The sequence below is a fragment of the Pseudoalteromonas sp. Ld19 genome, from assembly GCF_045064135.1.
Lineage (GTDB): Bacteria > Pseudomonadota > Gammaproteobacteria > Enterobacterales > Alteromonadaceae > Pseudoalteromonas > Pseudoalteromonas aliena.
The window spans coordinates 12,217-37,920 of sequence record NZ_JBISHA010000015.1 but is presented as its reverse complement, the minus strand read 5'-3'; the positions used below and the strand labels follow the sequence as shown (position 1 = coordinate 37,920).

21 protein-coding genes are annotated in these 25,704 nt (G+C 39.8%); 16 read left to right on the top strand and 5 right to left on the bottom strand.

Translation table 11 applies throughout. From position 1 onward, the window contains the following. Window positions 1-10: 10 nt before the first annotated feature. From dnaN to ACJJVZ_RS03610, 7 genes are all read left to right on the top strand, one after another. On the top strand, window positions 11-1,114 hold the full coding sequence (gene dnaN / locus ACJJVZ_RS03640) for a DNA polymerase III subunit beta (protein ID WP_077536534.1): 1,104 nt from the start codon (window positions 11-13) through the stop codon (window positions 1,112-1,114). A gap of 15 nt (window positions 1,115-1,129) precedes the next feature. Beyond that, entirely contained in the window at window positions 1,130-2,224 is a 1,095-nt protein-coding gene (gene recF, locus ACJJVZ_RS03635; RefSeq protein WP_405598247.1) for a DNA replication/repair protein RecF, read from the top strand. Window positions 2,225-2,236: 12 nt separating this feature from the next. Continuing rightward, window positions 2,237-4,663: a DNA topoisomerase (ATP-hydrolyzing) subunit B gene (gene gyrB, locus ACJJVZ_RS03630; protein WP_405598244.1), complete on the top strand. Its 2,427-nt coding sequence runs from the start codon at window positions 2,237-2,239 to the stop codon at window positions 4,661-4,663. Between the two features lie 142 nt (window positions 4,664-4,805). Beyond that, window positions 4,806-5,708 (top strand): glycine--tRNA ligase subunit alpha, encoded by a 903-nt coding sequence (gene glyQ / locus ACJJVZ_RS03625; protein WP_007377648.1) that lies wholly within the window; start codon window positions 4,806-4,808, stop codon window positions 5,706-5,708. Window positions 5,709-5,710: 2 nt separating this feature from the next. After that, window positions 5,711-7,780: a glycine--tRNA ligase subunit beta gene (gene glyS / locus ACJJVZ_RS03620; protein WP_405598241.1), complete on the top strand. Its 2,070-nt coding sequence runs from the start codon at window positions 5,711-5,713 to the stop codon at window positions 7,778-7,780. 74 nt (window positions 7,781-7,854) lie between these two features. Further along, window positions 7,855-8,304: a hypothetical protein gene (locus ACJJVZ_RS03615; RefSeq protein WP_405598238.1), complete on the top strand. Its 450-nt coding sequence runs from the start codon at window positions 7,855-7,857 to the stop codon at window positions 8,302-8,304. Between the two features lie 328 nt (window positions 8,305-8,632). Beyond that, window positions 8,633-9,118 carry an REP-associated tyrosine transposase gene (locus ACJJVZ_RS03610; RefSeq protein WP_405598235.1) on the top strand — a complete coding sequence of 162 codons (486 nt, stop codon included), beginning with the start codon at window positions 8,633-8,635 and terminating at the stop codon, window positions 9,116-9,118. 80 nt (window positions 9,119-9,198) lie between these two features. Here the strand turns inward: ACJJVZ_RS03610 and tusA are convergent, their stop codons facing one another. From tusA to fadB, 3 genes are all read right to left on the bottom strand, one after another. After that, window positions 9,199-9,438 carry a sulfurtransferase TusA gene (gene tusA / locus ACJJVZ_RS03605; RefSeq protein ID WP_405598232.1) on the bottom strand — a complete coding sequence of 80 codons (240 nt, stop codon included), beginning with the start codon at window positions 9,436-9,438 and terminating at the stop codon, window positions 9,199-9,201. Between the two features lie 319 nt (window positions 9,439-9,757). Beyond that, complete coding sequence (gene fadA, locus ACJJVZ_RS03600; RefSeq protein ID WP_004335189.1) at window positions 9,758-10,927, bottom strand: acetyl-CoA C-acyltransferase FadA; 1,170 nt, start codon at window positions 10,925-10,927, stop codon at window positions 9,758-9,760. A gap of 4 nt (window positions 10,928-10,931) precedes the next feature. Further along, window positions 10,932-13,091, bottom strand: a complete 2,160-nt coding sequence (fadB, locus tag ACJJVZ_RS03595) for a fatty acid oxidation complex subunit alpha FadB (protein WP_138584851.1) — start codon at window positions 13,089-13,091, stop codon at window positions 10,932-10,934. Between the two features lie 192 nt (window positions 13,092-13,283). Between fadB and ACJJVZ_RS03590 the strand changes: the two genes are divergently transcribed. From ACJJVZ_RS03590 to ACJJVZ_RS03550, 9 genes are all read left to right on the top strand, one after another. Beyond that, entirely contained in the window at window positions 13,284-15,170 is a 1,887-nt protein-coding gene (locus tag ACJJVZ_RS03590; protein ID WP_405598227.1) for a transglycosylase SLT domain-containing protein, read from the top strand. 114 nt (window positions 15,171-15,284) lie between these two features. After that, window positions 15,285-16,607 (top strand): Xaa-Pro dipeptidase, encoded by a 1,323-nt coding sequence (gene pepQ / locus ACJJVZ_RS03585; RefSeq protein ID WP_182701898.1) that lies wholly within the window; start codon window positions 15,285-15,287, stop codon window positions 16,605-16,607. Between the two features lie 73 nt (window positions 16,608-16,680). Then, on the top strand, window positions 16,681-17,295 hold the full coding sequence (locus ACJJVZ_RS03580) for a YigZ family protein (RefSeq protein ID WP_273049405.1): 615 nt from the start codon (window positions 16,681-16,683) through the stop codon (window positions 17,293-17,295). Window positions 17,296-17,390: 95 nt separating this feature from the next. Further along, window positions 17,391-18,842: a TrkH family potassium uptake protein gene (locus ACJJVZ_RS03575; RefSeq protein WP_138584848.1), complete on the top strand. Its 1,452-nt coding sequence runs from the start codon at window positions 17,391-17,393 to the stop codon at window positions 18,840-18,842. A gap of 33 nt (window positions 18,843-18,875) precedes the next feature. After that, window positions 18,876-19,541, top strand: a complete 666-nt coding sequence (locus tag ACJJVZ_RS03570; protein WP_405598222.1) for a flagellar brake protein — start codon at window positions 18,876-18,878, stop codon at window positions 19,539-19,541. A gap of 457 nt (window positions 19,542-19,998) precedes the next feature. Continuing rightward, window positions 19,999-20,211 (top strand): EF-hand domain-containing protein, encoded by a 213-nt coding sequence (locus tag ACJJVZ_RS03565; RefSeq protein ID WP_182701895.1) that lies wholly within the window; start codon window positions 19,999-20,001, stop codon window positions 20,209-20,211. A gap of 63 nt (window positions 20,212-20,274) precedes the next feature. Then, the gene (locus ACJJVZ_RS03560; RefSeq protein ID WP_138584847.1) at window positions 20,275-20,487 is read left to right on the top strand and encodes an EF-hand domain-containing protein; all 213 of its coding nucleotides are present in this window, start codon (window positions 20,275-20,277) and stop codon (window positions 20,485-20,487) included. 144 nt (window positions 20,488-20,631) lie between these two features. Further along, window positions 20,632-20,844, top strand: a complete 213-nt coding sequence (locus ACJJVZ_RS03555; protein WP_182701894.1) for a calmodulin — start codon at window positions 20,632-20,634, stop codon at window positions 20,842-20,844. Between the two features lie 77 nt (window positions 20,845-20,921). Next, the gene (locus ACJJVZ_RS03550; RefSeq protein ID WP_138584846.1) at window positions 20,922-21,137 is read left to right on the top strand and encodes a calmodulin; all 216 of its coding nucleotides are present in this window, start codon (window positions 20,922-20,924) and stop codon (window positions 21,135-21,137) included. Window positions 21,138-21,491: 354 nt separating this feature from the next. Here ACJJVZ_RS03550 and ACJJVZ_RS03545 read toward each other — a convergent pair whose 3' ends face one another. Then, window positions 21,492-23,642, bottom strand: coding sequence for a TonB-dependent siderophore receptor (locus tag ACJJVZ_RS03545; RefSeq protein WP_405598216.1), 2,151 nt, complete (start codon window positions 23,640-23,642; stop codon window positions 21,492-21,494). Between the two features lie 643 nt (window positions 23,643-24,285). After that, window positions 24,286-25,662, bottom strand: a complete 1,377-nt coding sequence (gene trkA, locus ACJJVZ_RS03540; protein ID WP_077536518.1) for a Trk system potassium transporter TrkA — start codon at window positions 25,660-25,662, stop codon at window positions 24,286-24,288. Window positions 25,663-25,704 lie beyond the last annotated feature (42 nt).

Below are 25,704 nucleotides of genomic sequence, written 5' to 3'. Positions count from 1 at the left end.
TGACTTTATTATGCAAATAACAATATCAAGACAACAATTTTTAAAGCCATTGGTACAAGTGTCTGGCGCCATAGAGCGTAAACACACGCTACCAATTTTATCTAACGTTTTGTTAGTAGTAGAAAACGGACAGCTTTCAATGACAGGGACTGACCTTGAAATTGAACTCGTTTCGGGCGTATTTGTAGGTGATGACATTGCTGATACAAAACTAACGTTACCCGCTAAAAAGTTACTCGATATTTGTAAAAGTCTACCTGATGGTTCAGACATTACTTTAAGCTTGCAAGAGCATCAATTACTTTTGACTAGTGGTAAAAGTCGCTTTTCATTAACGACTTTATCGGCTGATGATTTTCCAAATTTAGAGCAGTGGGACGGAGAAGTTGAATTTCAACTAACTCGTTTAGAGCTTCGAAAGTTACTTGAAAGCACGCATTTTTCGATGGCGAATCAAGATGTACGTTATTACTTAAATGGTATGTCGTTTGAAGTAGATAATACTGATATAAAAACAGTGGCCACTGACGGGCACCGTTTGGCTATAGCGCAAAAACAATTAACGCAATCGCTTAACACTCAGCGACAACTCATTATCCCTCGTAAAGGGGTGCAAGAAATTATGCGCCTAATGGTTGCTGATGACGAGTTAGTAACAATTCAGTTTGGCGCTAATCATATTCGCATTATTGACCTTGAATTTATATTTACGAGTAAATTAGTTGATGGACGTTTTCCTGACTATCGTCGTGTATTACCGCGTGGTGGCGACAAAGTAATTACGGCTAATCGTGAATGGCTGCGAAATGCTTTTCAGCGCGTATCTATTCTATCGAACGAAAAGTTTAGGGGGGTTCGTTTAAACTTATCAAATGGTTTATTAAAAATTACGGCTAACAACCCAGAACAAGAGCAAGCTGAAGAAGTTGTTGAGGTAAGTTACCAAGGCGACGATTTAGAGATAGGTTTTAACGTCTCTTATGTATTAGACGTTTTAAATACATTAAAAACAGAAGATGTATTATTTACATTAGCCGATTCAAACAGCAGCGCACTAATTGAAGGTGCAGGCGATGAAGAAGCGATGTACGTTGTTATGCCTATGCGCTTATAAGACTATTAATATATAATGAGTTTAAGTCATTTGAGCCTCAAATATTTTCGTAATATTGAGGCACTGACGCTAGAACCAGTAAATGGCGTTAACATAATATATGGTGAAAATGGCAGTGGTAAAACTAGCCTTTTAGAAGCTATTTATTACCTTTCTCACGGCAAGTCTTTTCGTACTCCAAAACACAAAAGTATTATTGCGCACCAGCAAGAAAAGTTTGTTATTCATGGTCGTAAAGCAATACATGATTTATCCATTCCTATTGGTATAAGTAAAACCCAAACAGGCGAAACGAATTTAAAAATTCAGGGTAAGGCAAGTCGTAAAATGTCAGAGCTCGCTCAGCTTATGCCAGTTCAAATAATTACACCAGAGAGTTATTCTTTATTTTTTGGTGGACCTAAAGAGCGTAGAAAGTTTCTAGATTTGGGTTTGTTCCACGTGGAACATGAGTTTTTTTACTTGTGGCAATCGTTTAATAAAGTATTGAAACAGCGTAATGCATTACTAAAGACTAAGCCTAAGAATTATTTTGACCAAATTAAGTTTTGGGACAAAGAATTTGTTAGACTGGCTGAACAAATAAATAAATTAAGAATGGCGTATATAAGTAGGTTTAAGCAGCAATTTTTTGATAAAATGTGTGCAGAATTAACGCTTGTACGTGATTTAGAAATGACCTTTAATGCAGGCTGGAAAGAGAATGAATCTCTTGCAGATGCATTAGAGCAAAACTTTGAGCGAGATGCTCGCCAAGGGTTTACAAGTAAAGGGCCGCACAAGGCCGATTTTAGTTTTAGTGTCGCTGGCAATAGCGTAGAGAATACGTTCTCACGCGGTCAATTGAAGCTATTACTGTATGCGTTAAAAGTAACGCAAAATAGCTTAATTGAGTCAGAGACAGATAAGCAATCTATATTGCTAATAGATGATCTACCTTCAGAGTTAGGCGAAGATACAAAAGAGAAAGTCGGACAGTTATTGTCTCACTGCAGTTCTCAAATTTTTATCTCTTCAATTTTGTCTGAAAGTATTTCTGCTGTGGTGGAACCCATGCAACGAGAACTACAAATGTTCCACGTGAAACATGGCAACCTAATAACAAGATAAGTGGGATTAACCATGTCTGATAATTATGGCGCGTCGAGTATTAAAGTACTTAAAGGATTAGATGCAGTAAGAAAGCGTCCTGGAATGTATATAGGGGACACCGATGATGGCACAGGCTTACACCACATGGTGTTTGAAGTAGTCGATAACTCTATCGATGAAGCCTTAGCTGGTCATTGTGATGATATTTATGTAACGATTCACTTAGACGGTTCTGTCTCAGTAAGAGATAACGGTCGCGGTATCCCAACTTCTATTCATGAAGAAGAAGGCGTATCAGCAGCAGAAGTTATCATGACGGTACTTCATGCTGGTGGTAAGTTTGATGATAACTCTTATAAAGTATCAGGTGGTTTACACGGTGTTGGTGTTTCTGTTGTAAATGCACTTTCTGAAAAGTTAAAGCTTACTGTTCGTCGTGAAGGGAAACTTCATGAGCAGTTTTACACTATGGGTGTTCCAGATGCACCTTTAGCGGTTATTGGTGATTCAGAAACGACTGGTACAGAATTACGTTTTTGGCCAAGTGGTGAAACATTCACAAACCTAGATTTTCATTACGAAATTTTAGCTAAGCGTTTACGCGAGCTTTCATTCCTAAATTCAGGTGTGAGCATCATTTTAAGTGATGAACGTGAAGAAAATAAATCTGATCACTTTAAATACGAAGGCGGTATTCAAGCATTCGTAGAATACTTAAACCGTAATAAAACACCTATCCATAAAGGTGTATTCCATTTTACTCACGAACGTGAAGAAGATGGTATTAGCGTTGAAGTATCAATGCAGTGGAATGATGCATACCAAGAAAATATTTATTGCTTCACAAATAATATTCCACAACGTGATGGTGGTACTCACTTAGCCGGTTTTAGATCTGCGCTAACACGTACACTTAATAACTACATGGAAAAAGAAGGCTTTAATAAAAAGGCCAAAACAACCAGTAATGCGACTGGCGATGATGCCCGTGAAGGTCTAACTGCTGTTGTTAGCGTTAAAGTTCCTGATCCTAAGTTCTCATCACAAACTAAAGATAAGCTTGTTTCAAGCGAAGTTAAATCTGCGGTTGAGCAAGCAATGGCTGAAAAGTTCACTGAGTTTTTATTAGAAAACCCAGTAGATGCCAAAATTGTTGTTGGTAAAATCATTGATGCATCTCGTGCGCGTGAAGCGGCGCGTAAAGCTCGCGAAATGACACGTCGTAAAGGTGCAATGGACTTAGCTGGTTTACCAGGTAAGCTGGCTGATTGCCAAGAAAAAGATCCTGCCCAATCTGAACTATATATAGTGGAAGGGGACTCTGCTGGCGGATCAGCCAAGCAGGGACGTAACCGTAAAAACCAAGCTATTCTTCCTCTTAAGGGTAAAATCTTAAACGTAGAAAAAGCACGTTTTGACAAAATGTTATCTTCGCAAGAAGTAGCAACGCTAATTACTGCATTAGGTTGTGGTATTGGTCGTGACGAATATAATCCTGAAAAACTACGTTATCATCGTATTATTATCATGACCGATGCGGACGTGGATGGTTCTCACATTCGTACGTTACTACTAACATTCTTCTATCGTCAAATGCCAGAAATCGTTGAGCGCGGTTATATTTACATTGCTCAACCACCACTTTATAAAGTGAAAAAAGGCAAGCAAGAGCGTTATATTAAAGATGATCCTGCATTAGTAGAATACCTAACATCACTTGCGCTTAACAATGCTGCTTTATATACAGGTACTGATGCATCGGCACTCGAAGGTGAAGCACTAGAAACAATCGTTCACGATTACCAAAACACAGTTAAAGTAATCGAGCGCTTAAAACGTAAATACCCAAGTACGGTTATGGAGCGTTTAATCTACCAAACCGAGCTGAAAAAAGAAGACCTTTCAGACGAAACTAAAGTAATTGCATGGACTAAAGAGTTAATTGACGATTTAGTTACTCGTGATGAAGATGCAACTATTTTTAATGCTGCAACACAGCATGATACTGAACGTAACTTATACTATCCAGTTGTGAATATTCGCCAGCACGGTGTAGATAAGTCACATGTACTTAGTCATGACTTTATTGCATCACGTGACTATCAACGTATTGCTGCAACTGGTGTTAACATCGCAAACATCATTACTGAAGGCGCATATATTCAACGCGGAGAGAAAACACTTCCTGTTGATAACTTTGTGGATGCTTTAGAATGGTTGATTGCTGAGTCTAAGCGTGGTTTATATATTCAACGCTATAAAGGACTAGGTGAAATGAACCCAAGCCAGCTTTGGGAAACGACAATGGACCCTGATGCACGCCGTATGTTACAAGTAACAATTGAAGATGCCGTAGGCGCCGATCAGTTATTTGCTACATTAATGGGTGACCAAGTAGAGCCACGCCGTGAGTTTATTGAAACTAACGCACTGCGTGTAGTTAACTTAGACGTGTAAAAAATAATACTTACTTCAAAAGAGGAGCCTGATGGCTCCTTTTTTATTTTCTTCAATTACACAAACTGCTTAAAACCTGAGTGTACACACGGTATACTAAGGGTAATTTTCACGCTACTTCTTAGATAGTAAAAAGCCAAATATGCAAAAATATGACGTAAAAACCTTTCAAGGTTTGATCCTGGCTTTACAGGATTATTGGGCGCAGCAAGGCTGTGTCATTATTCAACCACTTGATATGGAAGTGGGCGCAGGGACATTTCACCCGCAAACATTTTTAAAGTCTATTGGTCCAGAACCAATGTCTAGCGCATACGTTCAACCGTGTCGCCGCCCTACAGACGGTCGCTACGGCGAGAACCCAAATCGCTTACAGCACTACTACCAATTCCAAGTAGTTTTAAAGCCATCACCAGATAACATCCAAGAGCTTTACTTAGGCTCTTTAGCGGCTATGGGTATCGATACATTAACTCACGAAGTTCGCTTTGTAGAAGATAACTGGGAATCACCTACGTTAGGTGCGTGGGGCCTAGGATGGGAAATTTGGTTAAACGGCATGGAAGTAACGCAGTTTACCTACTTTCAGCAAGTTGGCGGTATTGAGTGTTCACCAGTAACAGGTGAAATTACTTACGGCCTAGAGCGTTTAGCTATGTACATTCAAGGCGTAGATAGTATTTACGACTTAGTATGGGCAGACGGTCCACTAGGGCGCGTAACCTACGGCGACGTGTTCCATCAAAATGAAGTAGAGCAGTCTACTTACAATTTTGAACACGCAAACGTAGAAGACTTATTTGCTCAGTTTGATAAATGTGAAGCAGAAAGCCAAAAGTTAATTGAAGCAAACTTACCACTACCGGCTTACGAGCAAGTAATGAAAGCATCGCACGCATTTAACTTACTAGACGCACGTCACGCCATTTCGGTAACCGAACGCCAACGTTATATTTTACGCGTTCGTGCGTTATCAAAAGCGTGTGCACAAAGTTACTATGACAAACGCGAAGCGCTTGGTTTCCCGCTGTGTAAGGATAAGTAAGTATGTCAGCACAAAATTTATTAGTAGAAATTGGCACAGAAGAGTTGCCACCAAAAGCACTGCGTAAATTAGCAGAAGCCTTTGCTGCAAACCTAACTGCAGAGCTAGAAACACTAGAATTAGCACACCAAGGCGTAAGCTGGTATGCATCGCCTCGTCGTTTAGGTTTACAAGTAAAAGCGCTTGAAGCTAAGCAACAAGACAAAGAAGTTGAAAAGCGTGGTCCAGCAACTAAAGCCGCATTTGATGGTGACGGTAACCCAACAAAAGCAGCAATGGGTTGGGCACGTGGTTGTGGTATTGAAGTAAAAGACGCACAAACACTCGAAACAGACAAAGGCGCATGGTTATTACACATTGCTAAAGTAGCAGGGCAAGAAACTAAAACGCTAATGACAGGTGCAATTACTAAAGCGTTGGCTAAATTACCAATTCCTAAACCTATGCGTTGGGGCGCGAATAAAACACAATTTATTCGTCCTGTGCATACGGTAACTATTTTGTTTGGTGATGAGTTACTTGAAGGTGAAATTCTTGGTAAGCAAATAACTAACCAGCTTCAGGGCCATCGTTTTCATCACCCAGAGAAAATTAGCATTAACCATGCGGACGACGTTTTTGACGTACTTAAATCTGCTTACGTTATTGCTGATTACGAACAACGTAAAGCGCAAATTCGTACACAAATAGAAGACGCTGCAAAAGCAGTTAACGCTATTGTTGCTATGGATGAAGATTTACTAGAAGAAGTAACATCACTTGTAGAGTGGCCAGTGACTTTAACGGCAACATTTGAAGAAGCATTTTTAGATGTGCCAGCCGAAGCGTTAATCTATACCATGAAAGACGATCAAAAATACTTTCCGTTATTGGATCAAAACGGCAAACTTTTAAATAAGTTTTTGTTTGTATCTAACATCGAAAGTAAAGATCCAAGTGTGGTTATTTCTGGTAACGAAAAAGTAGTGCGCCCGCGTTTAGCCGATGCACAGTTCTTCTTTGAAACAGATAAAAAGAAAACCCTAGAAAGCCGACTAGAGTCGCTTGATAGCGTATTGTTCCAAAAGCAACTTGGTACGCTTAAAGATAAGTCTCAGCGTATTAGTGAGCTTGCAGGTTATATTGCTGAGCAATTAGGTGCAGATAAAGACCTAGCACAGCGTGCAGGCTTATTAAGTAAAACTGACTTAATGACAGAAATGGTCATGGAATTTACCGACGTACAAGGTGTAATGGGAATGCATTACGCTCGCCACGACGGTGAAGCCGAAGATGTAGCCGTAGCGCAAAACGAGCAGTACATGCCACGCTTTGCAGGCGACAACTTACCTACAAATTTAATTAGCTGCGCAGTAGCGATTGCTGATAAGTTTGACACGCTGGTGGGTATTTTTGGTATAGGCCAAGCACCTAAAGGTGACAAAGACCCATTTGCGCTTCGTCGTGCTGCTATTGGTGCACTTCGCATCATGGTAGAAAAAGAACTACCACTTGATATTTTAGACCTAGTCGCTAAATCGCAAACATTGTTTGGCGACAAGTTAACTAACTTAAATGTATCAACTGACGTATTTGAATTTATGCTAGGGCGCTTCCGTGCTTGGTACCAAGACGAAGGGATTGAAGTCGACGTAATTCAAGCCGTGCTTGCACGTCGTCCGACTAAGCCTGTTGATTTTGACCGCCGTGTTAAAGCCGTAAGCCATTTCCGTACATTAGACGCAGCAGAAGCGCTTGCAGCCGCTAATAAGCGTGTAGGTAATATTCTGGCTAAAAATGACATTACCAGCCAAGGTAGTGTTGATGAGAGCTTATTAAGCGACGACGCTGAAAAAGTATTGGCATCACAAGTAGCAAAATTTGCCACTGACCTTGCACCACTTTACGCCGATGGAAACTACCAAGAAGCATTAAGCCAATTGGCAGGTATTCGACAAAGTGTTGATAACTTTTTTGACAACGTAATGGTTATGGCCGACGATGAAGCTGTTAAGCAAAATCGTCTTGCGCTGCTAAGCCAGTTAAGCGGATTGTTTTTAGGTATTGCAGATATTTCTGTTTTACAAAAATAACACCGATTAGCAATTTAAAAAGCCAGCGTTTTGCTGGCTTTTTAGTTTTCACTGTATGCAAAGGATACTCATTGATGATCTCCATGAAACAAATTTTAATCTTAGCGCTTGCTGGTTTACTTACTGCCTGTACGAGCCAAATTTCGATTAACGATGTATTGCCACAGCAAGAGCTAGATAAAACAATTTATCTAAGAGGCGACTTTACATTGTGGGATGCAGAACCCCAGTATCAGTTTGCGCCAGTTGGCCCCGCGCTTTATCAAGCACAAGTTAAATTTTCTAGCCCTGGTAAAGTGTACGAATTTAAAATAGCCGATGCCGATTTTAGTGAAGGTTATAACTGTGGTTACAGCGACGCACAACCGGCAGGGCAAAGCCTAACACTCGGCCAGCCAGCTATCGCAGACTGTAATACTATTTATAACTACTTTAGTTATACGCCAGCAATAAAAGGCACGTACATAGTAAGCATTGATTACAGTGACTACGACAAGCCACAAGTGACGATAACGAAGAAGTGATAGCTGTATTTTTTAAAGCTGCCCGAGTGAATTAATGGATTTGTGACAAGGACGTTGTAGTGTTTATTCAGCATTAACACCAAGGGGATTTCGTAGGTTGGGTAGAGTGAAGCGAAACCCAACATGTGTGGCGAACCAAACTATTTTGGTGGTTATTAAATACGTTGGGTTTCGTAAAACTCAACCCAACCTACGGCAGACACAAGTTTATGGGGTTGCTATAAGCGTGCAACAACATCGTGGATAAGTTTGACTTAAACTTGCCTTGATTATAATTAACAAAACTAATCTATACTCTTATTTATCTGTTTATTTTATGGATAAAAATATGCGTTATAAACGTATGTTAGAGGCGGGCGCATGTTATTTTTTTACGGTAAATTTGGAAGATAGATCTCAGCCTTTGCTTGTGGAAAATATAGAGTTATTACGTCGTGTATATTCAAAGGTGGCAAAAAAGCATCCAATAAAGACGATTGCAATCGTTATCATGCCCGATCACCTTCATGTTATTTGGCAATTACCAAAAGGCGATAATAATTACGCAATGCGTTGGCGGCTTATAAAATCAGGCTTTTCTCGAGAGCTTCCAGCAACAGAATTTTGTAATAAAAGTCGAATAGCGAAGGGAGAGCGTGGGATTTGGCAGCGTCGTTATTGGGAGCATAAAATTAGAGATGGAGAAGACTTAAATAACCATATTAATTATATCCACTACAACCCTGTGAAGCATAAATATGTTTCTGAAGTCAGTAATTGGCCTTTTTCGAGTTTTCATCGATATGTCAAAGATTCAAAATTACCGAGTAACTAGGGAAGTGATAATAAGTGAAATTATTTCGATTATTACAAAATACGTTGGGTTTCGTAAAACTCAACTCAACCTACGTCAGTTTATAACCCTTTCTTCACCACATACCTATACGGTGCTTCTGCTGCATCTTTAGCTACCAGCGTGTGGTCCATAAACGTACAAAAACTCGGGATATCGCGAGTGGTTGATGGGTCATCAGCGGTTATTAACAGTGTTTCACCATCACTCATTTTTCGAATAGCAGCACGTACCATCATTACAGGCTCTGGACAGCGAAGGCCGATAGCATCTAATTGGTGATCGGGGTTATCAAAGATCATAATAAATTGGCCTGTTTAAATAAAGTGGTTGCTGTTTACGCGAGTGCTTAAGTATAGCAATTAATAAGTTTGGCAGTTTAACGCAATTTTATGTGTAATTTAACTATTTTACTTAGATCTAGATCAGCATTTTGTTTAATGCTTTTAGCCGTTTCAAAATGCTTTATTTAATAATACGCCCGATCACATAATTACGCTGTTACATGCTTGTTTGATAAAGAGTCGTTTTCATAAATTGAAGCTAATAAAAAAGGCGAACTGAATAAAATCAGTCCGCCTTTTTAATCACCAAGATGGTTTTACATGTTCAAGCTAATACTTAGTCTTGAACACGTTCAAATACAGTCGCAATGCCTTGGCCTAAACCAATACACATAGTTGCTAAACCGTATCGTACATTTTTGTCTTCCATTAAGTGAATAAGCGATGTGCTAATACGCGAACCCGAACAACCCAGAGGGTGACCCAATGCGATTGCGCCGCCATTTAAATTCACTTTTTCGTCAACAACATCCATTAACCCTAAATCTTTCATTACAGGTAATGATTGTGCTGCAAAGGCTTCGTTAAGTTCTACTACGCCTAGGTCATCAATTGTAATACCGGCTTGTGCAAGTGCTTTTTTACTTGCTGGTACTGGGCCGTAACCCATAATTGATGGATCGCAACCAGCGACTGCCATTGCTTTAATGCGTGCACGAATCGGTAAGCCAAGTTCTTTAGCTTTTTCTTCGCTCATTACTAACATTGCAGATGCGCCGTCAGAAAGTGCAGAAGACGTACCGGCTGTTACCGTACCCGATGCAGGATTAAATACAGGGCGAAGCTTTGATAGACCTTCTACTGTTGTTTCTGGGCGAATTACTTCGTCGTCTTCAACTAAGATAAGCGAACCATCTGCTGCGTGACCTTCCATTGCTAAAATTTCGCGACGGAAACGGCCTTCAACTGTGGCAGCTTGTGCACGTTGATGTGAACGGTAAGCAAATTCATCTTGCTGCTCACGGCTAATGCCATGAAGCGTTGCAAGGTATTCTGCTGTTAAGCCCATAGAGCCAGACGCTTGTGCAATTGATGTTGCTAAGCCTGGGTGAAAGTCGTTGCCGTGAGTCATAGGTACGTGGCCCATGTGCTCAACACCACCAATTAGGTAAGTGTCGCCAGCGCCGGTCATTATTGCGCGTGCTGCGTCATGCAATGCTTGCATTGAAGAGCCACATAAACGGTTAACCGTAACAGCAGGAACGCTGTGCGGAATACCGGCAAGCAATGATGCGTTACGTGCTACGTTAAAGCCTTGCTCTAATGTTTGCTGTACACAACCCCAATAAATATCGTCAATTGATGCTGGATCAACTGCTGGGTTGCGATCAAGTAAGCCTTTCATTAAATGTGCGCTTAAGTCTTCAGCACGTTTATGTTTGAATACACCACTTTTAGAGCGACCCATTGGTGTGCGGATACAATCTACAATTACTGGATTATTCATGATATTAACCTTCCACCTTATAGAAAACACGACCTTCTTCGGCCCACTTGCGAGTTTGTTCAGATACTTGGTAAATCGCACCTAGGTGAGCGTATTTGTCTGCTGCTGCAACAAAGTTAGCTAAACCAGTTTGATCTAAGTAACGGAACGCGCCGCCTCTAAATGGAGGGAAACCAACACCGTAAACGAGTGCCATATCTGCTTCTTGCGGCGAGGCAACAATGCCTTCTTGCAAACACAGTAGCACTTCGTTGATCATTGGAATCATACAACGGTCGATGATTTCTTGTTTATCAAATTCTTTTGGTGCGTCTGTAATTGGGCTTAATAGCTCAATTGCTGTCTCGTCATGAGACTTTTTAAGACGACCGCGACGATCTGTTTCGTATTTGTAAAAACCTGCTTTGTTCTTTTGACCAAAACGTTTTTCGTTAGCAAAAATAGTAACAGGGTCTTTATCTGCACGCGCCATGCGCTCAGGGAAACCGTCAGCCATTACACCAGTACAATGGAACGCTGTATCAATACCTACAACATCAAGTAGGTAAGCTGGACCCATAGGCCAGCCAAATACGTTCTCCATTACTTTATCTACTTTCGCAAAGTTAGCGCCTTCAACCACTAATTTGCTAAAACCAGCAAAGTAAGGGAATAAAACACGGTTTACAAAAAAGCCTGGGCAATCGTTAACAACAATTGGTGATTTACCTAATTTAAGCGCGTAATCAACTACTGCATTAATTGTTTTATCTGAGGTTTTTGCACCACGGATAATTTCTACTAATGGCATTTTTGGCACTGGATTGAAAAAGTGCATGCCACAGAAGTTTTCTGGCTTATCTAGCGCTTGCGCTAGTAAATCAATGCAAATAGTCGATGTGTTTGAAGTAAGTACAGTGCCTTCTGGCATGTTCTTTTCAAGATCAGCGAGTACTGCTTGCTTAACTTTAGGGTTTTCTACAACGGCTTCAACAATAATGTTGGCGCTTTGTAAGTCTGAATCGTTAAGTGTTGGTTTAATTTTGCTAAGTGTTGCCAACATTTTTTCCATTGGCATGTGGCCACGCTTAACTTTTGCACCTAACAGTTTAGACGCTTCACCCATACCTAAATCAAGCGCATCTTGCTGGATGTCTTTCATTATAATAGGCGTGCCTTTATAAGCAGACTGGTATGCAATACCGCCACCCATAATACCTGCACCTAATACAGCGGCTTGTTTAATTTCTACATCACTGTGCTTAGCAAATTTACGTGCTTTACCTTTAATGTATTGATCAGCTAGGAATATACCTGTTTGTGCCGCAGCCTCTGGTGTACGTGCTAATTTAGCAAAGTTAGCGTTTTCGATTGCCATTGCTTCATCGCGAGTACAGTTTGCTGCTGCTTTAATAGTACGCACAGCCATAACCGGTGCAGGATAGTGGCCTTTGGTTTTACCCATTACCATACCTTCTGCCATTGCAAAGCTCATGCCTTGCTCAACACGGTTTAATTTAAGTGGCTGTAGTTTTACGTTGCGTTTTGCTTGCCAATCTAGCTTGCCAGCAATAGCTAACTCAAGTGTTGATACACTTGACTCTAAAAGTTTGTCAGTACTAACTACTGCATCAAATGCGCCTACTTTCAGGGCATCTGCTGCGCGATTTTCTGCGCCAGAAGTAATCCACATCATTGCGTTATCTGCGCCAATGATGCGTGGTAAGCGCACTGTGCCACCAAACCCTGGCATTATGCCTAGTTTAACTTCTGGTAGGCCCATTTTAGCTGTTTCGCTTGCTACGCGATAATCGGTAGCAAGTGCCCACTCACAACCACCGCCAAGTGCCAAGCCGTTTATGGCGCTTAGGGTTGGGAATGGTAAATCTTCGATTGCGTCGAAAATATCGGTCGCATTTTTGATCCACACTACTAATTCTTCTTCAGGTCTAGTAAATGTAGGTAAAAATTCGAAGATGTCGGCACCAATAATAAAGTGCTCTTTATCACTGGTAAAAATCATGCCTTTGATATCAGAATTGGCTGCTAGTTCTTTTAATGCTGCTGCGCAATCTGAAAGAGTTTTTTGAGATAATGTGTTTACAGAACCTGTAGCACAAAACTTAAACTCGGCGATGTTTTCCTTTAGGAAGCTAACTTCAAAGGAATCGCTTTTATATAACATTATTATTCTCCCTAGTTGACGAACTAAGACTGGTACGATGAGTTTGCATTTCAATCAGTGTGCTTGCTTTAAATTAAAAATGCAACGAAAAATTTAACTCGGTTACAATCGGTTGGTTAAAATATAGCTGGTTTGGTGCTAAGGTGGTTGAAAAGTTTTTATTCACTACTTTAATTTTTATTAAAGGACATTATGAAAAAATATTTATTAAACTTTGCGGCAGCTGCATTTATTTTCCCTCTTCATTCTGCCGAAGTGAGTCTAGATAATGGCGCATTTGTAGATGCCGAAAAAAAAGTACGTCATGGCAGCTATCAAAATTTTAAAACGGCGGTTAATAATTTAGATCACCCTTTAAAACCTTATGTTGAAAAAACCTATTGGCAGCGTCACCCCAATATTAAGTATCAAGCCGAAATAGAAAGCTATTTGACTATTTATCAGCATACGCCTCTTGAATGGCCTGTGCGTGAGGCATGGTTAAAGTATTTAAAAAGGAAAAACAAAAAAGCGGCATACATTAATAATTATCGTGAAACATCTAATACAGCGCTTACGTGTACTTACTTAGATTTTCAGCGAGATTTAGGCGCGCCTGAAAAGGCGATATTAAATCAAGTAACCGATTTATGGACTGTTGGAAAATCGCAACCCGAAGAGTGCGATAGCCTTTTCTCGTTATGGCGAAAAAAAGGCTATATGAGTAAGGAAATAGTTTGGCAGCGAATTACACTTGCGGCCCAAGGGGGGAAGCAAAGTTTATTACCTTACTTAAAAACACTGTTACCTAAAGGCGAGCGTTACTTAGCTGATTTATATTTAAAGGTGCGTCGTGACCCGAGTGCTTCAGCAGGTTTGTATCGATACAAAAAAAAGTCAGTAAAAGAAGGGCAAATAGCACTTTATGGTGTTAAGCGTTTAGTGTGGCGCGATAAAGAACTCGCTTTAAAAGCGTGGGAAAAGCTAGAGAAAATTTTTAAATACAGTGATGAAGCAAAAGCCGATGTGTATTACACCTTTGCATTATCGCTTGCTTCAAGCGGGCATAACCAAGCCAGCTTTTGGCTAAATAAAGTGCCAAAAGAGCGCCTAGACAGCAAGCTTATTCAATGGCAGCTGGGCAATATGCTTAAAACCCAAGATTGGGAAGGTATAGCGGCATTTTTTACAGGCAAAGATAATTTAAGTTTGGGTCAGCAATATTGGTTAGCTTATAGCTATGAACAACGTGGTGAGCAAAAAAAGGCTGATAGTATTTTTGTAAATGTGGCCGCTAATCGTGACTATTACGGGTTTTTAGCTGCGGCACGCTTAGGGTTACCAATAGAGCTAAATAATCAAGCGCTGGTGGTTGATCAAAAACTGCTGGACAAGGTGAGTAATGCGCCCGGTTTTAAGCGAGCAAAAGCGCTTTATGAATTAAAACGTTTTACTGCAGCCCGAAGAGAGTGGAATTATTTAACCAATACCTCTAGTGATGACGAAAAGCTCGCCGCTTCAAAGCTGGCGGCAGAGCTAGATTGGTACGATAGTGCTATTTTTACTCTCGCAAAAATAAAAGCATGGGATTATGTTGAACTGCGTTTTCCGTTTGCATTTCAAGACGTGTTTGAACGTTACAGTAAGCGCAGCAAAATTGACGTAGCGTGGAGCATTGCGATTGCAAGGCGCGAAAGTTCATTTGCACCTGATGCACGCTCGCATGCTAACGCACGTGGCTTGATGCAATTGCTACCAAGCACGGCTAAATACGTCAATAAAAGTAGTGTATCGAGTAATCGGTTATATCAACCGAAAATAAATATTAGGTTAGGCAGTAGCTATTTGCAGTATTTAAAAAAGAAAAATCATGGCAACGAAATACTCGCTACAGCTTCTTATAACGCTGGGTATCATCGTATTAAACGTTGGTTACCTGATGAAGCTATTCCTGCTGAGTTATGGGTGGAGCTTATTCCATATCGTGAAACTCGTGATTATGTAAAAAATGTATTTGCATATAGACAGGTTTATCATACTCGAATGGGCCGAGAAGGGAATGTACTAGCGCCGCTACTAGAAATGAAAATGGGCGGTTAGTAAACATATGTTTAAAGTAGGGGGATATCTAATGTGATTAGATGCCCCCTTATTTAATGCAATTGGTATAAGTGGTAGACTCAGAGCAAGTTAAATTTAACAGATGGATTAACAATGAATAAATTAGCCGTTTTATACGCCGAACATATTGCAACACTGCAACAGCGTACTCGTACAATTTGTGAAAGCGAAGGGTTAGAGGGATTAGTTATTCACTCGGGCCAAGCTAAACGTCAGTTTTTAGATGATATGTATTACCCGTTTAAAGTTAATCCTCAGTTTAAAGCATGGCTGCCAGTTATTGATAATCCGCATTGCTGGATTGTGGTAAATGGTAACGACAAGCCAAAACTAATATTTTATCGTCCTGTTGATTTTTGGCATAAAGTGCCGGACGAACCTCGTGATTTTTGGGCTGAGTATTTTGATATAGAACTACTGCTACAACCTGATCAAGTTGAAAAGCTACTGCCATACGATAAAGCTAAATACGCTTATATGGGCGAATATATAGAAGTAGCGCAAGCACTTGGTTTTAGTATTATGAACCCAGAGCCTGTACTTAACTATTTTCATTACCACCGCGCTTATAAAACGCAGTACGAGCTTGAATGTTTACGCAACGCTAACCGCATTGCAGTAGACGGGCACAAAGCTGCACGCGATACCTTTTTTAATGGTGGTAGCGAGTTTGATATTCAGCAAGCATACTTAATGGCTACACGTCAGAGTGAAAATGAAATGCCGTATGGCAACATTGTTGCACTTAACGAAAACTGCGCTATTTTGCATTACACGCACTTTGATCCAAAAGCACCACATACCCATAACTCATTTTTAATCGATGCTGGGGCAAACTTTAATGGTTACGCAGCTGATATTACCCGTACTTATGATTTTAAAAAGCAGGGTGAGTTTTCTGAGCTTGTGGATGCGATGACAGTACAGCAAATTGAATTAGGTCAAGGTTTGAAGCCTGGTATGCTTTATGGCGATTTGCACGTTGAGTGTCATAACCGTATTGCACAAATATTAAGTGACTTTAAAATTGTTAACCTACCTGCGGCAGAAATTGTTGAGCGTAAAATTACCTCTACTTTTTTCCCGCATGGTTTAGGTCATCACTTAGGCTTACAAGTGCACGACATGGGTGGCTTTATGAGTGACGAAAAGGGTACTCACCAACCTTCGCCAGAAGGACATCCATTCTTACGTTGTACGCGCCTGATTGAAAAAAACCAAGTGTTTACTATTGAGCCAGGTTTATACTTTATTGACTCATTGCTTGGTGATTTAGCACAAACCGATAATAAGCAGTTCATTAACTGGGAAAAGGTTGAGTCGTTTAAACCGTTTGGTGGTATCCGCATTGAAGATAATATTATCGTTCATGAAGACAGCCTAGAAAATATGACGCGTGATTTAGACTTAGCTTAACGATACTATCTACGTTTGAATAATTGGGGCCATAAGGCCCCATTTTTTTGGTTGAATATTGGTTAAGTAAAGTATGTCAGAATATAAATACCCTGCAGCGGATGTGTTTCATCAAGAAGAAATTAAAAAAAGCACCTTTATTGTGCATATTGCACACACGCCAGATTTAGCCTGCGCAAAAGCATTTATTAAAAGTATTGAAGAAAAATATTCAGACGCTCGTCATAATTGCTGGGCGCACGTAGCGGGTAATCCAGGTGGTAGCCATGTTTATGGTTTTTCGGACGATGGTGAGCCAAATGGCACTGCGGGTAAGCCTATGCTTAATGTGTTGGTGGGTTCGGGCCTTGGCGAAATAACAGCTGTAGTGACACGTTACTTTGGCGGTATAAAGCTAGGTACTGGTGGATTAGTACGTGCTTATGGTGGCTCATTAAATAATGCATTAGTAAAATTGCAAACGGTGCTTAAAGTTCCCAGTATTGAAATTACAGGAAGTAGTGAATACAGCATGCAAGGCGCGATTGAGCAGCGGCTAAAGAGCAACTACCAAGTACTTAATATTGATAAGCAATTTACTGCTAATATTGAATGGGTGATCACGATTGATAGCCGCCAAGCACAACAAGCAATTAAAGATATTTTTGATTTAAGCCACGGCGCAGTTGAGTTAACTATTAAAGAGTAATAACCTACACAAGTTGCATTTAATGCATACCACTTAATTTGAACAGGCTGACACTACTTAGCCTGAATTTACTAATAATAAAAGCGATAAGCTAAATGCAATTTCGTACCATCATAAAAATTCTTGGCCAACTTGTTGCGCTGTTTAGTATTACCATGGTGCCACCGGCACTGGTGTCTTTAATTTATAAAGACGGTGGTGGTGTTCCATTTGTTTTAGCATTTATATTTAGTATTGTTATTGGCCTAATGGCTTATTACCCGAACCGCCACGAAAACGGAGATTTAAAAGCCCGCGAAGGATTTTTAATCGTAGTTCTGTTTTGGTTGGTATTAGGTGCATTCGCATCTTTACCGCTCATATTTTTACAAGAACCCAACCTATCATTTGCAGATGCGGTGTTTGAGGCATTTTCAGGCTTAACAACTACAGGTGCAACCGTACTGACGGGGATTGAATACCTCCCCAAATCCGTATTGTTTTATCGCCAACAGTTACAATGGTTTGGCGGTATGGGGATCATTGTACTCGCTGTAGCGATACTACCTATGCTTGGTGTTGGTGGAATGCAGTTATATCGCGCTGAAATACCAGGGCCTGTAAAAGATTCTAAAATGACCCCGCGTATTGCTGATACAGCAAAACATCTTTGGTATATTTATGTGTCACTTACTACTGCGTGTATGCTTGCTTATTGGGCGGCTGGTATGGATTGGTTTGATGCTATTTGCCATGCGTTTTCAACCGTAGCCATTGGTGGGTTTTCTACTTATGATGCCTCGATAGGCCACTTTAACAGCCCAGTTATTAACTTTATTTGTGTGTTCTTTTTAATTATTGCAGCCATTAATTTTTCATTGCACTACGCAGCGGTAGCCAGTCGAAATGTACAGGTATATTTGCGCGACCCTGAGTTTAAAGTATTTTTGTGTATTCAATTAGCGCTGGTGGTTATTTGTTTTACGGTACTGTCATCAAATGAGATATACGCTAATGGTGATGAAACGCTAGATCAGGCTTTATTTCAAGCTGTATCAATGAGTACTACAGCGGGCTTTGCTACCGATAACTTTTCAACATGGCCATTGTTTTTACCAATATTACTTATATTTTCGAGCTTTATTGGTGGTTGTGCGGGTTCTACCGGTGGCGGTATGAAAGTAGTTCGTGTGTTTTTACTCTATTTACAAGGTGTGCGTGAGCTCAATCGTTTAGTACACCCTCGTGCTATATATTCTATAAAGTTAGGCCGAAAGGCGCTTCCAGATAAAGTCGTCGAAGCGGTATGGGGATTTTTTTCTGCTTATGCATTAGTGTTTATTATTATTATGTTAGCGCTTATGGGGACTGGTATGGATAACATAACGGCGTTCTCAGCTACTGCCGCATGTTTAAATAACTTAGGCCCTGGTTTGGGTGACGTTGCATCACACTATGGTGCTATAACCGATGGCGCTAAATGGTTGCTTACTATTGCAATGGTGTTTGGTCGCCTCGAAATATTTACTCTACTGGTACTATTTACACCAACGTTTTGGCGTGGGTAAAAAAGTCAGTAAATACATCATTGGGAAAGGGATATGCCAGCAAATTTAGAAAAGCTAAAGCATATAGGTGTAGGCAGCTTAGTCGACCTAGAAATATTAACACCTACAAGTAGTAAGCGTGTTAAAACTGAATTAGTTGGTTTGCTTGATGATAAGTTTATTATTTTAAATTACCCCAATTCTAAACGATTGCTTGCAGCCAGTGATTATTTGCGTGACGGTGTGATGGTGGTAGTAAGAGCGTTGATAGAAGGTAGTGGTGGGCAAGTTATAGCATTTCGTCAACAAGTTATGTCGGTTACTTCTCATCCTGCTCGGCTGGTTTTTATTAATTTTCCTAAACACGTGCAGTTATTTGATCTGCGTTCACAAGCACGTATCCCTACTTTCTTGCCAGCTAAACTTAAGTTAAGTGACGAAAGAGTGCTTGATGGAGTGATCAAAGACGTTTCATTAACTGGCGTTATGTTTGATATCAAAAGCGATCAAGCGCTTGAAAATATAAAAGATATGCAATGCACTGTTATGCTCGATAGCAGTGGTAAAAACTTTGCAGGTGAAGTGTGCAGCGTTAAAGGCTATTCGGCGGGCGCTAAGTGCGGTATTAAGTTATTAGCCAGCGAAGACGAAATGAGAACTTTCATGAGAGAGCACTTTATTGATCCCTCAATACTTAACTCTGAACTTGATGAAAGCTAAGTTTCGCTATTATGCAACAAACTAGTGATTTATTATTTTTTTGCAGAAAAATTATTTAACCATCACCAAATAAAATAATAAACCATATAAAACAATAATTTAAATTTCAAAAAATCCTTCCAATTGTATTTATAAAAAAAAGTTCAGCTAAGGTTTAGCTAAATTTCAATGTTAAATCATCTTTTAAGTATCTAAATTTATAAACTGTAGTATTTTGAATCTTTTTAACCTCATGTTTTTAAAGATTTTTTTGTTTTAGCTTGAAACTCTGTTGCCAAAAAGCAACAAAAAATCTTGAACAATTTGCTTTTCTCACTCCTAAAGTTAGTCAACTAATTGAAAATAAATAACTTTTAAAAGTTGGCATCTAAGTTGTAATAGTCTGGGTGTACTAAACAAAACGTGATTTAAAGTGAACTACTTAATCGCATAAACATAACTTTGAAGGATACATATTATGAAACGCATTAATAAAACTTTAGCACTTATCGCATTAGCATCTTCTTCAGCTGCATTTGCAGCAACTGATTTCGATACGTTAGATGCTGATGGTAGTGGGGCCATTAGCCAAGCTGAGGCATCAGTAGATGCAAAATTAATGAGCATGTTCTCTGAACTTGATACAGACCAAAATGGTGAGTTATCAAAAGAAGAATTTTCAAAAGCATAAGCTTAACGCTACGGGGTGGCATAAGCGCCCTGACATTACTCAAAAATTTTAAGGATACACGTTATGAAAACATTAAATAAAGCACTAGCACTTATGGCAATAGCCTCTTCTTCAGCCGCGTTTGCAGCAACCGACTTTAATACATTAGATGTGGATGGCAGTGGCACAATTAGTCAATCTGAGGCATCGGTAGATGCAAAGCTAATGAGCATGTTCTCAGAGCTTGATACTGACCAAAATGGTGAGTTATCAAAAGAAGAATTTTCTAAAGCTTAATTAAAGGCATTGATCCTGAGTTGCCAAAGACAACCTAAGTAGGCAAGGGAGCTTACGAAAGAGGATAACAAGGAAGTGAAAAATTACGGTTTAAGTTCGAGATCTCATTTTTTTGATAGAACATTTAATATGAAGGATTAAGTTATGAAACATTTAAATAAAGCGTTGGCACTTATGGCTATAGCGTCTTCTTCAGTTGCATTTGCAGCATCAGACTTTAATAGCCTTGATATAGATGGTAGCGGCACGATTAGCCCAAGCGAAGCGGCAGTTGATACTGATTTAATGGCTGAATTTGTTGAGCTAGATACCGATGGTAGTGGTGAGCTTTCCAAAGAAGAGTTCGCTAATTACTAACTCACCTTTTTAAATTAAACATTTTTCACAATTAGGGATCTTTGAAAAGGACTTCCCATCTTATTAGGAATATTATTATGAAAACATTAAACACAGCACTTGCAGTTTTGGTTCTAGCATCTTCGTCAGTGGCATATGCGGCAGTAGATTTTGCCTCTTTTGATGGTAATGGCGATGGCGTAATTAGTATGGAAGAAGCAAAAGTAAATCCTCAACTTGTGAAAATCTTTGATGATTTAGATGCTGACGGAAATGGTGAGATTTCTAAAGAAGAGTTTTCTAAAGTACAATAAAGAGCCACTGAAAACTCTTAATTGATATATAAAAGCAGCTAACCAGCTGCTTTTTCTTCGATGATAATAGGGCCTGTTGACCTTTGTAGGTTAAAATGTGTTCAATCTAGGGGCGATTTAATCGCGACGTAAGGTTTGTAACCTAGTGGGCTAAGTAAAAACCGAGCAACAAAGAGTAAATTGCCCCTAGGCAGAACCCAAGGGCAGCGCATGTTTGGCATTTATGCTGCGTTATCGCCTATTTATGGGGAATAACCACACTACATAGGCTCTGCCTTGCTTAAATACCAAACACACTGCTGCAAATTTAACCTCGAAAGATCAACAGCCCCTAGGGCCGTTGACCACATTCTATTAAAAGTTGTAATCGAAACGCAGTGAGAATTTACGTGGGCTGCCGTACCGGTACTGGTTATAAAAACCAATTTGATTGTAGTAAGTTTTATCAAACAGGTTATCTATATTAGCGCTAATGGCTATTTGATCATTGAGCTGATAACTGGCCATTAAACTGGCTACTCCATAAGCTGACTGCTCCACTTCAACATTACCAAGTACTGGGTTTTTAACGTCATCATAACTGCGGCTCTGCCAGCGGTAGCCACCACCGATTTTAACACCTTTTAAATAACTACTTAGTCTATAGCTAGTGAAAAGCTTGTATTGATCTTTAGGGTTAGTGGTATTGAGCGGTTTTGTATCGTGGGTTTCGCCTTTACTATGAGTGTAGCCAACATAAAGATCCCAATTATCAGTTAAGCTCCCGTTGAGTTCAAATTCATAACCTTCTGTTACTGTGCCATCTATAGGTCGATAGATAGCCTGCATGGTCTCAGGAATACTCTCACCTGTGTATACACCTAAGTTATCTTGCTGGATTTCAAATGCTGACAAAGAGATATCAACGCGATCAGCAATTAATGACGCTTTAATACCTATTTCATAGTTTTTGCCTTTAATTGGTTCAAGGTAATCACCGTTGTCATCTACTCGACTTTGTGGAGTGAATATATCGGTATAGTTGGCATAAAGTGCCCAGCTATCAGTTAGCGAGTAAGTGGCACCTAAATAATTTGTGAGTTCGTTATTTAATTTAAAGTCGTGCTCACTACCAAAATTATCTTGATTGGTTTGCCAGCGATTTAAGCGGCTCCCTAAAATGAATGCAAGCTGATTCGTTATATTAAGCTGGGAAGCAAAGTAGAGCGCATCTTGTTTGGTTGTGCCATATGAACCATAAGCCGGATTTTGCTGCCAAATTGGTTTAGGGTAGTCGTAATTTGGGGCTGTAAAATCTCCAATAACACCGGCGCTTTGTTGTGCTGGGAAATACGGTGTAGAGAACGTTTGCTTTTGACTATTCCAGCCAAAGACTAATTGATGTGCTTGATTAAGCCAATCAAAGTGACCCGTAAGCTCTAGTTCATAAGTTCGCTGAATACGCTTTGCATCAATATAGTTAAGCGAACCGGGCGTCATGCCTATATTTGTTTTTGGATCAGGGTGACCCTTCGCCCACATAACATCATAATGTAAGTCATTATTACCATAAACGTAACTAGCGCTTAGCTGCCAATCATTATTGAAATGGTGTTCTAAGCTAATAAAGCTATTTAATGCCTCGGTTTGTGACGATGCCCAGCTTGCTGCTGTAGATGTTTCTCGATCGTAATATGTACGACTACCGTCACTATAAAAAATCGGCAAACCACCTGACATTGTTCCTTGTGGATCCGTTGTTTGATGATCAATTGCAATCGTAAATAAGGTGCTATCGGTGAAGTCTGCTTCTACAATACCGTACACAGTATTACGACTTTGACTAAATCGATCTTGATATGACTCTTGCTCTTGATACGCAACAACTGCACGAGCACGAACACTCTCAGTGTTATTTATGCTACCGGAGATATCAACAACTCCTCTATATTGTTGCCAAGAACCAATAGAGGCGCTTACTTTTAATTGGTTGTTAACAGTAGGGCGTTTACGAATTAGGTTAATTGCGGCAGATGGGTTGCCCGCACCCAGCATTAAACCCGTTGCACCACGGACGACTTCAATTCGTTCGTAAATAGCGGTATCAGTTAAATTGTCACCATAGTTAAAACGGGTGTCATAAGTTGTAGCAATACCATCGTATAAAATACTGGTAACACTAATTCCTCGAGCAGAAATCGAAAACTTACCGTTATCCGCTTCTCTTGCATTGATGCCAGTAACACTGGTAATTGCTTCGATAGCGCTATTGAGCTGTTGATCAGCCATTAATTGACTCGTGATGGCAATAACAGATTGTGGGGTTTGCAGATGAGATAGGTCAAGGCCTGTTGCAGAGCTCATTGAGTTCGTTTTATAGCCACTATTTTTTTCACCAACAACAGTGAGCTTTTCAATGTCTTTTTTAGTTTCGGCGTTTGCGTTTGGTGAAATTCCAGCAAGAAGAATACTAATAACACTACAATAGATAAGAGAAAGAGGTTTATTTAAAACAGGGCGTATCATTTTGAAAAAATCCATTTGTATTAAGAATAATGTGAAATTAACTTTTCACATAATGAAATACGTATTGAACTAAACCTTAAATATTTAAGTGGACTAACAATAACGATAAAAAGTGCTGTAATGGTGCTTCTATACAGAATAACTAATACAGCATTAATACCAATGTGCAATATTACTTAATCAATTTTAGGGATTAAATCTGACACTAACAGCGTTAAAAATTCTGATATAGAACAACTGAATAACGAATTTTTCCCTTGTTATCGACACGATTTTCTTGCCTCAAAATAGAACGCTTAATTAAGCAGATTGGTATAAGTTCTAATTTTCTCGAATTCATATCAATCAGTATAAAAACCGTAAATAATTTAACGGATCAAAGCAAATACTAACATCGTGAAAATTTTATTTAGCTAGTTAGATTGCGATTATCTTATTGTTAAATAGCTCCCGCACTTATACCGATTGGCATTATTTGTTGGCCATCAAAAAGCTTAGTGCAATTTGTATCGTTGATGTTTGATTATCAAACAACGTGAGGGTAATAGATTTAAGCTTGCAAGTAAATGCTTTTGAGATTGATTCGTATTTGTTTTTGTGGTTTTCTATACATAAACTATGTATAGAAAACAAAGGAGGTTTTTTATAAAAAGATTGCGCTAACCTGAAACAGTTTTTCTACTACGTTAATGTGCTTTTTATCGATTAAAAACATAATAACGTGATCGCCCGATAAAATAATGGTGTCGTCGTGAGCAATAAGCACATCGTCATTACGCACTATTGCACCTATGGTGGTACCCGCAGGGAGTTTTATATCAGCGATGGCCCGGCCAACGACCTTTGATGTATTTTCATCACCATGGGCAACGGCTTCAATCGCTTCGGCGGCACCTTTACGTAGTGAATACACGTTAACGATATCACCACGGCGTACGTGTGTTAATAACGCTGATATCGTTGCTTGTTGTGGAGAGATGGCAATGTCTATTTCGCCGCCCTGTACTAAGTCAACGTAAGCGCCACGCTGAATAAGCACCATGGTTTTTTGTGCGCCCATACGTTTTGCAAGCATGGCCGACATAATATTTGCTTCATCGTCGTTGGTTACGGCAATAAATACATCAACTTGTTCAATATGCTCTTCTGAGAGTAGTTCTTGATCAGATGCATCACCACAAAACACCACGGTGTTGTCGAGCATTTCAGATAGTTGCTCAGCTCGCTCTTTACTGCGTTCAATGAGTTTAACGGTGTGATTTTTTTCAAGTGAGCGAGCAAGGCCTGCGCCAATATTACCACCACCCGCTATCATAATTTTTTTGTAAGAGCGTTCCAGTTTTTGCAGCTCGTTCATTACAGCGCGTATATGTTTTGTCGCGGCAATGAAAAACACTTCATCATCGGCTTCAATGACCGTTGTACCCAATGGTTTAATTGCTTTACCTTGGCGATAAATAGCGGCAACGCGAGTTTCTACATTAGGAATGTGCTCTTTAAGTGCAGATAACGCATAGCCTACTAGCAAACCACCATAGTAAGCTTTTACGGCGACTAATGAGAGCATACCATCGGCAAACTGCAAGACTTGCAATGCACCAGGATAGTCAATTAAGCGGCGAATATATTTGGTCACCAGTGCTTCGGGTGCAATATAGTGATCGATTGGTAAATCGTCGTTTTGAAATAGCTTTTCACGGTATTTTAAATATTGCTCAGAACGAATTCGGGCAATTTTTGTAGGGGTTTTAAAAATACTGTAAGCGACTTGGCATGCAACCATGTTTACTTCGTCTGAACTGGTTACCGCTATAATCATATCAGCATCTTCTGCACCAGCACGACGTAATACGTCAGGATGAGCGCTGTGTCCCATCACCCCTTGTAAGTCGTACTTATCTTGGAGTTCACGTAAACGGTTACCATCTATATCAACAACGGTTATTTCGTTTTGCTCACCGACTAAGTTTTCAGCTAGTGTGGCACCAACTTGCCCAGCACCGAGTATGATTATTTTCATTATTTACCAGTGTTATAAGTAGCTATTCAAAGCCATTTTAAT